The 11,776-nt window shown below is 34.8% G+C and carries 10 protein-coding genes and 1 pseudogene; 8 read left to right on the top strand and 3 right to left on the bottom strand.

Features of this window, described 5'->3' with window-relative positions:
• Positions 1 to 18: 18 nt before the first annotated feature.
• From DN389_RS29245 to DN389_RS22715, 3 genes and pseudogenes are all read right to left on the bottom strand, one after another.
• Entirely contained in the window at positions 19 to 825 is an 807-nt protein-coding gene (locus DN389_RS29245; RefSeq protein ID WP_370512820.1) for a methyl-accepting chemotaxis protein, read from the bottom strand.
• Positions 823 to 1,200 (bottom strand): annotated as a pseudogene (locus DN389_RS29240) (protoglobin family protein); the annotation flags it as partial. The gene DN389_RS29245 and the pseudogene DN389_RS29240, both read right to left, overlap by 3 nt.
• A 241-nt stretch (positions 1,201 to 1,441) precedes the next feature.
• A complete protein-coding gene (locus DN389_RS22715) occupies positions 1,442 to 2,074 on the bottom strand; it encodes a trimeric intracellular cation channel family protein (RefSeq protein WP_000924371.1) in 633 nt (210 codons plus the stop codon).
• 271 nt (positions 2,075 to 2,345) lie between these two features.
• Here DN389_RS22715 and DN389_RS22710 point away from each other — a divergent pair, with 271 nt between their 5' ends.
• The 8 genes from DN389_RS22710 to DN389_RS22670 all read left to right on the top strand — a co-directional run bounded on the left by DN389_RS22710 (position 2,346) and on the right by DN389_RS22670 (position 11,758).
• On the top strand, positions 2,346 to 3,746 hold the full coding sequence (locus DN389_RS22710) for an O-antigen ligase family protein (protein WP_149237643.1): 1,401 nt from the start codon (positions 2,346 to 2,348) through the stop codon (positions 3,744 to 3,746).
• A gap of 80 nt (positions 3,747 to 3,826) precedes the next feature.
• Positions 3,827 to 4,927: a glycosyltransferase family 4 protein gene (locus DN389_RS22705; RefSeq protein WP_098814962.1), complete on the top strand. Its 1,101-nt coding sequence runs from the start codon at positions 3,827 to 3,829 to the stop codon at positions 4,925 to 4,927.
• A gap of 15 nt (positions 4,928 to 4,942) precedes the next feature.
• Positions 4,943 to 5,683, top strand: a complete 741-nt coding sequence (locus tag DN389_RS22700) for a WecB/TagA/CpsF family glycosyltransferase (protein WP_046955475.1) — start codon at positions 4,943 to 4,945, stop codon at positions 5,681 to 5,683.
• Between the two features lie 291 nt (positions 5,684 to 5,974).
• Complete coding sequence (locus DN389_RS22690) at positions 5,975 to 7,174, top strand: MFS transporter (protein ID WP_000521099.1); 1,200 nt, start codon at positions 5,975 to 5,977, stop codon at positions 7,172 to 7,174.
• 269 nt (positions 7,175 to 7,443) lie between these two features.
• On the top strand, positions 7,444 to 8,160 hold the full coding sequence (locus DN389_RS22685; RefSeq protein WP_060487932.1) for a LytR/AlgR family response regulator transcription factor: 717 nt from the start codon (positions 7,444 to 7,446) through the stop codon (positions 8,158 to 8,160).
• Positions 8,161 to 8,281: 121 nt separating this feature from the next.
• A complete protein-coding gene (cstA, locus tag DN389_RS22680; protein ID WP_098191153.1) occupies positions 8,282 to 10,357 on the top strand; it encodes a carbon starvation protein CstA in 2,076 nt (691 codons plus the stop codon).
• A complete protein-coding gene (locus tag DN389_RS22675) occupies positions 10,350 to 10,553 on the top strand; it encodes a YbdD/YjiX family protein (protein WP_000919820.1) in 204 nt (67 codons plus the stop codon). The genes cstA and DN389_RS22675 overlap by 8 nt, the downstream gene beginning before the upstream one ends.
• A 146-nt stretch (positions 10,554 to 10,699) precedes the next feature.
• Positions 10,700 to 11,758, top strand: a complete 1,059-nt coding sequence (locus DN389_RS22670; RefSeq protein WP_097858884.1) for a GGDEF domain-containing protein — start codon at positions 10,700 to 10,702, stop codon at positions 11,756 to 11,758.
• Positions 11,759 to 11,776: the final 18 nt, after the last annotated feature.

The raw sequence follows: 11,776 nt of genomic DNA, 5'->3' as shown, positions 1-11,776 counted from the left end.
CCCTTATATTTGTTTGCTTTATCGGTTTAGTTCTAGCTGCAAACTATCCGCTGTTAAGGCCATTTTTGAGGAGTCGTCTTGAATACTCTTCATTACCTGTGAAATAACTTCTAATTCATTTTCAATTTTTTTATTCTGGTCTTTAGAGTTAGACATATCTTTTACGATTTCTTGGAAATATTGATCTGTCGCATGCATACTATCTGTCCCTTCAGATACGAGAGAGCTAATTTGTTCTACGGAGGAAGAGACGTGGATAATTTGTTTATTAGTTTTTTCAACGAGCTTTGTAACGTTGTAGATAGATTCTTTCGTTTGCTCTGATAACTTTCGAATTTCTCCCGCTACGACTGAAAAACCTTTACCGAATTCACCAGCACGTGCAGATTCAATAGCAGCATTTAATGCTAGTAAATTTGTTTGCTCAGCGATTGATTTTACGATATCAATGATTTCGTTAATTTTATTAGAAATATCGAGAAGTTCACGAGTATCAGTAATGATAGTTTCCATATTTGTTTGAATGCTTTCCATACGTTTGTTTTGCAGATTTAATTGTTCTTTTCCTTTATTAGCCTTTTCTTCTGATGTTGTGGCTAATGATGTACCTGTTTTTGCAATTCCTACAATATTTTCTGATTTAGATGTTAACTGTTGAATAGAAGAACTTGTTTTTTCAGATACTGCTGCTAGTTCTGTTGCAATATGTGTAATCGTCATAGCTGTCAGTTCTTTTTCTTTTTCATGTTCTTTTTGAATTCTTTCATATTCGGATTCATAAGCCGCAATAACAAGTTCTTGTTCTAATGTAAATAATTTGTTTATTACATTTATAGAATAAGAAAAATCCTCTATTGTTGAAATTTTAGTTTGCAAAATCTTCATGACGGAACGGAATAATTCTTGATAGGCTGCAGTATACCATTTTCTATGTAAACCAATTTGTACATGTCTTCTTGCAATTTTAGCACGTTGTTCAATAAAATCTTCATACATATTACCGCTAAACAATTCTTTAATATGTGTCTTTAACGTTTGTTTTAATTTGGGAATAGAGCTGTAGCGTTCAATAACGGCAATTAAATTAGGTTGTTTTGTGATGTTGGTGTAGAATTTTTCAGTGATCCAATCTATTTCCTCATAAATAAACGGCTGTAATACTTTTACAATTTGTAAATCTTCCTTCGAAATATGTAGCATATCCATTTGAGTTTTTAGTTCAGAATTAGCAGGCACATTAAATATTATTTGTTGGCCTTTACTTAACTCAATTATACTGGTGTTTGTTTTATTTTTTTTAAAAACCCCAAGCATCATTCTTCCCCCTGTTTGTAAAGCGTTTTCAATTTTGTATTCTAATGTAATTATATATTGTTATACAAAATTACTCTACAGTATATGGAATTGTATATAAATTAAGAGAATTCTATGTAGAATCCTCTTAATGGCCTTTATTAATCTTAGCGTGTGTTTTAAAGAAAACTGGGAAATGTACATTATATATTACAGTCACGACACGAATAACGAATGTTACTAATAAACAAACATAGAAGGCTAATACGTGCGCGCCCATTGCATGTGTGATTAGGAAGCTAATTGCTCCTAAGATAGAAGCGATTGCGTAAATTTCTTTTCGGAATACGTAAGGGATATCTTGAGCGCAAATGTCACGCAAAATACCGCCTCCAATACCTGTAATGACGCCCATTGAAACTACTAAAAACGAGGCGTCAACGTGATGTGACATTGCTGCATTTGCACCAATAGCTGTAAATACACCTAAACCAACAGCATCAGAAAGCATAATAACGACTTGAAGTTTATTGATGCGCTCAAAAAACATACAAGTAAATAATGCTGATAATACGCTTACGAAAAAGTAAATAGGTTTTACAAATGCGACAGGAGGCAGGTTACCAATCATAATATCACGAATAATACCGCCGCCGAGCGCAGTAGCTACAGCTAAACAAAGGACACCGAATAAATCTAAATCTTTTTTCAAACCAACTAATGTACCAGAAATGGCAGCGGCGATAATGCCAAGAAACGTAAATATATCGATTAATAACATGGCTCTAATTCCTTCCTTATAAAGATGTTCCAGAGAAAAAATATACACTAAAGTTTTGGAAATAACAATGTATTTTCTTTACGTGTAAAAAAAAAGAATAAATTAGGAAAGAAAGCGTTTGAAAATACAAATTTATTACCTTTTCTATTATAAAAATTGGTATATAAATCGGATAGTTTAACAATAAGGTTATGTTATAATAAACATTTGAGATGAATAAAAAATGTTTATTCTATAGGTTGAAATTATGTAATAGTTATGGAGGCTTTAAATGTTAAAGGAAAACAGTATAAGTAGTAAATTTGAAAATTTCTTACTGATTTTTATAATGTTACAGCCAATTCTAGATTTACTCACGGCATTTTGTATAATGGTTTTAAAAATTGATACAACCATTGGAGTTCTTGCGCGTCTATTTGTCATGGGCCTAGGAGGAATATACATTGTATTCCAAGCTAGGAAAAGAGGGAATCTTAAGTACTTGCTGTATATAATTGGAATGGGTGCTTTTTTCACTATAGGACTAATTAATAATAAATTGGTTAAGGATCCTATCGTATTAGGGGAAGAGATTAAGTTTATAGCGAAATCTTTATATCCGTTTATCATGTTTACTTGCTATATTTTGGTCTTTAAATCACTTAAAGAAAATAGGCATTTTAAAATGCGAAACAATATTGCCTATGCAGCATTAATTATAAATATAGTAATGGTAGTTTCGGTTGTAACAGGAACAGATTATAACAGTTATGATTGGTTAAAGGTTGGTTCACGTGGATGGTTTTATGCAGGGAATGAATTAGGTTCAATTCTGGCGATTATTTGTCCAATAGTTGTTTTATATTCTATTGAAAAAACAACTAGTATGTCTAAAATATATTGCTGGATTCCTTCTATTTTGATTATTTTTTCATTGTTTGCCGTTGGTACAAAGGTTGGATTTGGAGCGATTTTTGCTACAATGATTATTGCGTTCATCATGTGTTTTATTCAGGCATTTATGCAACGTAAAGATGCAAAGAAAAATGCATATGTATTAAATGGTATGATTGCAATGACTGTTTTTCTAGGGGTAATGGCATACACTCCTTTCTCACCATTTATGAAAAATATGGGGCTACATTTTCAAGTAATTGAGAAGCTGCAAAATGAGAAGAAGGAAGAAAATGCGAAACAAGTAGAAGAATTGAAAGAACATAAACCTCACGTTATTGAGACGGAAAAAGAGAAAGAAATTGAAAAAGAAAAAGAACAGAAAGAGGAAACACAGGCTATTATTTTTAGTGGCAGGGAATTATTTGAACAGCAGTATAAAGAGTACTATGAAAAAGCTCCTCTTTCTCAAAAAGTATTAGGTATGGGTTATTCAGGTAATTATAAAGGTGAGCCGAAATTAATTGAACGAGATTTCCATGATTGGTTCTATTCATTTGGAATTGGTGGACTTGTGTTACTTTTACTACCTTTTGTATACTTTGGATTTAAAATTATTAGACTTGTATTGACTAAATTCAAACAATTATTCACTGTGAAATATGTATTAATAATGACTGGAATAGGTTTGGCTTTAGGTATTTCATTTATAGCTGGTCATGTTTTAATGGCACCGGGTGTAAGTTTTTATTTAGTCCTTATTAGCGCATACCTACTTGTTGATTTGGAAATTGAATGATTAAAAAATAAAAGCTAGCGCATGTTAGCTTTTATTTTTGTTATAGTAAGTAAAAATAAAAAGTGTGGAGGAAATAGGAAATGAAAGTGTTACATCTAAATGCTGGTGCAGAAGAAGGTGGGGGGAAAACACATATTATTTCACTTTTATCTCAATTTTCAAAGGAAGAAGTGGAATTAATGGTATTTGAAGAAGGTGCGATTGCTAGAGAGGCGAGAAACCTTGGTATTCAAGTGCATGTTTTTACCCAATCATCTCGGTACGACCTATCAATTCTTTCAAAAATAAAGGCATTTATTAATGAAAATCAATTTGACATTGTGCATACACATGGCGCACGAGCAAATTTCTATCTCTCCCTCTTGAAAAAAGGTATAAAAGCGAAATGGATAATGACTGTCCACAGTGATCCAACGTTGGATTTTATGAAGAGGGGATTAAAAGGATGGGTATTTACGAAGTTAAATTTACGTTCTTTCAGGAAGGTAGATTTATTCTTTGCAATTACGGAAAACTTTAAGAGAAACATAATAAAACTAGGTGTACCAGAAGAGAAGATTTGTACGGTTTATAATGGAATCGAGTATGATAATACTCCAGCAAAACCTTATGATAAAAGTGAATTTGGCATTGATGAAGGAGTATTTACAGCTGTTCAAGTAGCGCGTCTTCATCCTGTTAAAGGTCATGATATTTTATTTGAAGCGTTACAAAAAATTAAAATTCCAAATATAAAGGTGCTCTTGCTTGGTGATGGACCTATAGAAGCAGAATTAAAAGAGATGGTGAAACAAAAGGGCTTAGAGGATAAGGTGATTTTTCTAGGTTTTCGTACAGATTCAAAAGAATTATATGCATCTGCACACATTAATTTGTTAACCTCTTATAGCGAAAGCTTCCCTCTTGTTTTATTAGAAGCGGCTAATCAACGCTTAACATCTATTGCAACAAATGTAGGTGATATGAAGAAGTTAATAGTTGATGATACGTATGGATGGATTGTACCGATTGGTGATGCGGATTCGTTAGCAAACGCGTTAGAAAATGCTTATGAAAAATGGTTGAATGGTGAATTAGAAGCGATGGGAAATCGTTTATATACTCATGCATCTACTCATTTCTCGCTAAAGAATTTGTATGAAGATACTTATAATGCATATAAAAAACTTTTACTGAAATAGAGAGGATAGTTAATCATGGAAGTAAAAACGGTTGATATTCTAGGTGTTCCTTTTTCTACAATGACAATGGATGAAACGATCCAATATTTGAAGGGACAACTAGAATTGGAGCGAACTCATACTTTTCAGGTAGTAACAGCAAATCCTGAAATTGTTATGTGTGCAAAAAAGGATGAAACATTCCATAAAACATTATTAAATACAGATTTAATTACACCTGACGGTATTGGAGTTGTAAAAGCAAGTGGTATGTTAGGTACACCTGTAAAGGAACGTGTAGCAGGTTTTGATTTAATGTGTAATCTATTTGCAAAGTTATCAGAGGAGAATAAGCCAGTATCTGTTTTCTTACTTGGTGCAAAACCGCATGTTGTACAAGCTGCAGCAGATCATTTAACGAAGACATATTCAGCAGTATCTATTGTGGGTACACAAGATGGGTACTTTAAACAAGAAGAAGAAGAGAGTATCGTTTCTCGTATTCAAGAAGCAAAACCAGATTTATTACTTGTCGCGCTTGGTTTCCCAAGACAAGAGAATTTTATCCAAACTAATAAGCATCGTTTAGAAACGAAGATGGCTGTTGGAGTGGGCGGAAGTTTAGATGTATGGGCTGGAGAGGTAAAACGTGCACCAAAATGGATTCAAGCAATTAACTTAGAGTGGTTTTATAGATTGTGTAGTAATCCAACGCGCTGGCGTCGTCAGTTAGTATTAGCGGAATTTTTAAAAGAAGTCATGCGTTCGAAAAAGTAGCGGAATATCGCTACTTTTTTATTTGGTCATTTTTAATAAAGTGAGGTTTTGCTCATCCATCACTGATGGTTAACCCTCACCAATTGGACGTTTAATGGTAGTTGGTCTTCAATTTAACCTTTTTGTTTCAGCTGAATTTTGAGGTGGGAGTCTTACTGCCCTCAAATAGTGTGATAAGTATTTTATTTTTGGGGAATGATGAAGGAGAATTTTTTGAACGAAAGTATTTTACTTATACAATTCACACATGTAAAATGATGTGTAAAGACAGCTGTGTAAGGAGGACTTCTTGTGGGCAAGGTGAAAGAAATTTCGAAGCGAAAGCTACTTGGTATAGCAGGGCTTGGATGGTTATTTGATGCAATGGATGTTGGAATGCTTTCATTTGTAATGGTAGCACTGCAAAAAGATTGGGGATTAAGTACGCAAGAAATGGGCTGGATAGGCAGCATTAATTCGATTGGTATGGCAGTCGGAGCACTCGTTTTTGGAATACTATCAGATAAAATAGGGCGGAAATCAGTCTTTATTATTACATTATTACTATTTTCTATCGGTAGTGGTTTAACTGCTTTAACGACGACACTTGCGATGTTCCTTGTTTTACGATTTTTAATTGGTATGGGGCTTGGCGGAGAGCTTCCAGTTGCGTCTACATTAGTATCAGAGAGCGTTGAAGCGCATGAACGTGGCAAAATAGTTGTGCTATTAGAAAGCTTTTGGGCAGGTGGATGGCTAATTGCAGCCCTTATCTCGTATTTTGTTATTCCGAAATATGGTTGGGAAGTTGCAATGGTATTGAGCGCGGTTCCGGCATTATATGCTTTATATTTAAGATGGAATTTACCGGATTCTCCGAGATTTCAAAAGGCTGAAAAAAGACCATCTGTTATCGAAAATGTAAAGTCAGTTTGGTCTGGGGAATATCGTAAGGCAACAATTATGTTATGGATTCTATGGTTTTCTGTTGTCTTTTCGTACTATGGGATGTTCCTTTGGTTACCTAGTGTGATGGTATTAAAAGGATTTAGTTTAATAAAAAGTTTCCAGTACGTACTTATTATGACGTTAGCTCAATTGCCAGGATATTTCACGGCTGCTTGGTTTATTGAACGACTTGGTCGTAAGTTCGTTTTAGTTACGTATTTAATCGGTACAGCATGTAGTGCTTATTTGTTTGGAGTGGCGGAGTCATTAACGGTATTAATCGTAGCAGGCATGTTACTATCCTTCTTTAATTTAGGTGCTTGGGGTGCATTATACGCTTATACACCGGAACAGTATCCAACGGTTATTCGTGGTACAGGTGCAGGGATGGCAGCAGCATTCGGTCGTATTGGTGGTATTCTTGGGCCGCTATTAGTAGGATATTTAGTTGCTTCACAGGCTTCACTATCACTAATATTTACGATTTTCTGTGGATCAATTTTAATTGGCGTAGTTGCTGTAATTGTACTTGGGCAAGAAACGAAGCAACGAGAATTAGTATAAGGTGAAAGTTTAATCGGTGAGGGATTTATCCCTCGCTGATTATTAGCCAGCACCAATTGTGTTTTTGGGGAAGTAACACTCATTTCTTCGCATTCAGTGAGTGTTACTTCCTACAAATAATGGAATAAAAGGGCAGGGGGAACCGTCGTGGTTTCCTTTTTTCTGTTTTTTTAGATAAATAATGGTATAGTAAGAAAAAGGGAATGTTTCTTATAAAGGCGAATGTATACAACAAGACATATGGACAAAAGAATTAGGTGGTTGAAGAAATGAAAATTTTACTGATCATGGAAGAAGCAGAAGAGCGAAGAAGTTTAGCTGAAAAATTTACTGAAAATATAAGGAATATAGAATGTTTTGAAGCGAATACGGGAACAGAATCATTATTTATCATGAAAAAGCATACACCAGATTTTGTTTTCTTGAATTCAAAATTACTAGATGGAACTGGTTTTGAATATGCGAGTTTATTACGGGAAGTAAATTGTTATACGAAATTGATTTTTATGGGTGAAGATATAGAAGAGTCGATTACGGCATTTCGTTTTCAAGCATTTTATTATTTACTACGCCCATTTCGTGAGGAAGATTTGCAATTCCTTTTATATAGAATGTGTAAAGAGCAAGGCGAGAAAGCAAAGAGTTATTTGCGAAAACTACCGATAGAAGGTCAAGAGGGAATTCGGTATATTTTCCCTGAAGATATTGTATATGTAAGCAAAAATAAGGAAAACAAAACGGTTTCAATTTATACAACAAATAATCAGTATATTTCAACATATACACTTCAGGAGCTGGAAAATAAGCTAAATGTATATGATTTTTTACGTGTGCATAAAAGTTATTTAATTAATATGTCATATGTACAAGAACTAAAACCTTATTATAATGGCACATATAATCTGTATTTAGATAAATATGATGAGCAACCGATTCCAGTTAGTCGTAATTATGTGAAACGACTTCGAAATAAGATTGAATTATAGTAGGTAATGCGAATTTTTTAACATGATAAACTAAAAATCCTTCATGATAAGGAGGATTCAAATTAAATATTCAGAAAATTTAGTACAATCCCACTAAGCGATAGTATTGGGGGGATTGTATGTGAAAACATTGAAGTCGATTTTACTATGGGGAGTTATTGCAGCAGTAGGCGCAGGTGCTTTTGGTGTAATAGCTTTATCACAAGGTGAAACTATTAATGCCGTGTGGCTCTTAGTAGCTGCGGTATGTGTGTATGCAGTTGCTTACCGCTTTTATAGTAGATTTATAGCGAGAAAGGTATTTGGTTTAGATAATAATAGGCAAACGCCAGCCCATACATTAAACGATGGAAAAGATTATGTTCCGACAAATAAGTGGGTATTATTTGGGCACCATTTTGCAGCAATTGCTGGGGCAGGCCCTTTAGTAGGACCGATTTTGGCAGCGCAAATGGGATATTTACCAGGGACAATATGGATTATTGTTGGGGTAGTTGTCGCTGGAGCTGTACAAGATTTTGTAATTTTATTTGCTTCGATGAGACGGAATGGTAAATCTTTAGGAGAAATGATTAAAGATGAGATCGGTCCTGTTACAGGGCTTATTGCAATGATAGGCATTTTAGGCATTATGATTATTTTATTAGCGGTATTAGCATTAGTGGTAGTAAAGGCGCTTGTCGGAAGTCCTTGGGGAATGTTTACAATAGCAGCAACGATTCCTATTGCTATTTTAATGGGAGTGTACATGCGCTACATTAGGCCTGGCCGGGTTGGAGAAGGGTCAGTAATCGGAATTATTCTACTTATACTGTCTCTTATTGGAGGACAGTATGTAGCAGAGCATCCAACGCTTGCAAGCATGTTCACGTTTAGCGGTGAAACGATTGCTATTATGCTTATTGTATATGGATTTATCGCATCGGCCTTACCAGTTTGGATGCTTTTAGCACCACGTGATTATTTAAGCACATTTTTAAAAGTCGGAACAATTGTTGGATTAGCAATTGGTATTTTAATTGTAGCACCAGATTTACAAATGCCAGCAGTTTCGAAATTTATCGATGGAACAGGTCCTGTTTTCTCTGGAAATTTATTCCCATTCTTATTTATTACAATTGCTTGTGGTGCGGTGTCTGGATTCCATGCTCTCGTTTCATCAGGTACGACACCAAAGATGATTGAACAAGAGGGACACGCACAGCCAATCGGTTATGGGGCAATGTTAATGGAATCATTTGTAGCCGCGATGGCGATGATTGCAGCTTGTGTATTAACACCAGGAACTTATTTTGCGATTAATAGTCCCGCAGCACTTATCGGTACGGATGTCTCGCAGGCAGCTCAAGTTATTTCCTCATGGGGATTTGCTATTACACCAAATGAACTAAAAGATCTCGCTGTAAACGTTGGAGAGCAAACGATTTTATCACGCACAGGTGGTGCACCAACGTTAGCGATAGGTATGGCGTATATTTTCTCACAAGTAATAGGTGGAACAGCCATGATGGCCTTTTGGTATCATTTTGCAATCCTCTTTGAAGCTCTATTCATTTTAACGACAATTGATGCTGGAACGCGTGTAGGCCGATTTATGATTCAAGATATTTTAGGACATGTATATAAGCCATTTGGGAAAACGGATTCTACATTAGCGAATGTAATAGCTACAACGTTATGCGTATTAGGATGGGGTTATTTCTTATACCAAGGGGTAGTTGATCCGCTTGGTGGAATTAATACATTATGGCCACTTTTCGGTATTGCAAATCAAATGTTAGCAGGTATTGCATTATTACTTGGAACGACAATTTTGTTTAAAATGGAGAAAAAGGCATATGTTTGGGTGACACTTATTCCAACTGTCGGATTGCTTATTGTAACGATGACGGCGGGTTATCAAAAGCTATTTCATGAAAACCCTAAAATAGGATTTCTATCTCATGCAAAGGTGTTTCAGGGAGCATTAGATGAGGGAAAAGTGTTAGCACCAGCTAAAAATGTCGCTCAAATGAAACAAATTATTTTCAATGATTATATTGATGCAGCGCTTTGTGGGATTTTTATGATAGTTGTAATCGCTGTATTAATTTCTGCAATTCGAATTTGGATTCAAGTATTAAGAAATAAGCCGATGCCGTTAAAAGAGGCGCCATATATTTCTAGAGATGAAAGTGAGTCGAGGAACTATGCTTAAACGACTACGGAAAGTATGGGGAAAAAGGAAACACTTTATTAGTTTACTCGTTGGGGTACCAAGCTATGAAACATATGTAGAGCATATGAAAAAGCATCATCCAGAAGAAGAGGTTGTATGTCAAAAGCAATTTTTTGCTGAGGCGCAAGAAGCTAGGTTTAATGCAAAAGGCGGAAAGATATCACGTTGCTGTTAACAAAAAAGGACGAACTTTCGTCCTTTTTTGTTTTTTGCTGTTTCACGTGGAACAGCAAAAAATAAATAAAAGCTTTGGGAATTATAGGGATTTCGTATACAATAAAATAAGGAAAGGGATAGATGGAAAAGTAGGGAGATTATTTTATGTTAAGGGATCTATTTGTAAACACAACAATTATTCTTTCCTTTATTTTTATTGGAGGTCAGCTTTTAAGAGACAAGCCATTAAAAGAAGGGTTCTCTTTTTGGCAGAAATGTGTAGTAGGTGTTTTTACTGGAATATTAGGTATATTACTAATGTATTTCGGTGTTCATGTTGGTACTATCCTATTGGATTTACGCTACTTAGCCGTCATTCTAGCCGTTATAATTGGAGGACCAATAGCGAGTACTATAGCTGTTAGTATGATTTTAGTAACTAGATTATTATTTATGGATTATTCATTAGCTTCTCAAGTAGCTTTTTATACAATCATTGCGATAGGGATAGGTAGTATCTTTATTTCGCGTATGAAGCTTTCTTTAGCAGAAAAGTGGGCATGGTTACATACATATATTTTATCTATTCTAATCCCAGCGCTATATATATGGTTAATTAAAGACATCCACATAGTGGGATTATATTTATTTTCTAGTATTGTTACAGGATATATCACGTTTTTTAGTGCAAATTACGTATTGCAATCTAATGAGTTATTTCAAACGATGAAGCAATACGCAACGGTAGATGCATTAACAGGTCTAGGAAACGTAAGGCAATTTGATTTAGAGATGAATCGTCATATTAGTAATAAACGTGTGAAAAATGATTCACTTTGTTTATTACTTATCGATATTGATCACTTTAAGCATGTAAATGATACGTATGGACATCCTGCAGGAGACGAAGTATTAAAACAAGTAGGGCGTATTTTAAGAGAAATTTCAACATTTCCGGATTTGACTTTTCGAAAGGGTGGAGAGGAATTTGCACTTTTGATACCGAAGAGGGAAATAGCTTATGGAATTTGTATGGGGGAGCAAATTCGTACAGCTGTTGAAAAACATTCATTTCAATTGTTAGATGGAACAAAAATAAAAATTACGGTTTCGGTAGGGATTTCAGAGTTTGAGTCATCACCAAATCAATTTATTCAAGCAGCTGATGATGCATTATATTACTCTAAAAGAAATGGAAGAAATCAGGTCAGTTCTGCATCTTAAAGGTAAGATGACCAGAAG

The organism is Bacillus sp. AY3-1 (genome assembly GCF_008368785.1).
Classification (GTDB): Bacteria; Bacillota; Bacilli; order Bacillales; family Bacillaceae_G; genus Bacillus_A; species Bacillus_A wiedmannii.
The sequence above is the reverse complement of the archived record's forward strand: the minus strand, read 5'-3'. Positions and strand labels throughout refer to the sequence as shown.

Bases quoted from the DNA above. Each gene is read 5' to 3' on its own strand.
- DN389_RS22715 (WP_000924371.1), bottom strand. From the start codon at position 2,074: ATGTTATTAATCGATATATTTACGTTTCTTGGCATTATCGCCGCTGCC.
- DN389_RS22710 (WP_149237643.1), top strand. From the start codon at position 2,346: ATGTTAAAGGAAAACAGTATAAGTAGTAAATTTGAAAATTTCTTACTG.
- DN389_RS22705 (WP_098814962.1), top strand. From the start codon at position 3,827: ATGAAAGTGTTACATCTAAATGCTGGTGCAGAAGAAGGTGGGGGGAAA.
- DN389_RS22700 (WP_046955475.1), top strand. From the start codon at position 4,943: ATGGAAGTAAAAACGGTTGATATTCTAGGTGTTCCTTTTTCTACAATG.
- DN389_RS22685 (WP_060487932.1), top strand. From the start codon at position 7,444: ATGAAAATTTTACTGATCATGGAAGAAGCAGAAGAGCGAAGAAGTTTA.
- DN389_RS22675 (WP_000919820.1), top strand. From the start codon at position 10,350: ATGCTTAAACGACTACGGAAAGTATGGGGAAAAAGGAAACACTTTATT.
- DN389_RS22670 (WP_097858884.1), top strand. From the start codon at position 10,700: ATGTTAAGGGATCTATTTGTAAACACAACAATTATTCTTTCCTTTATT.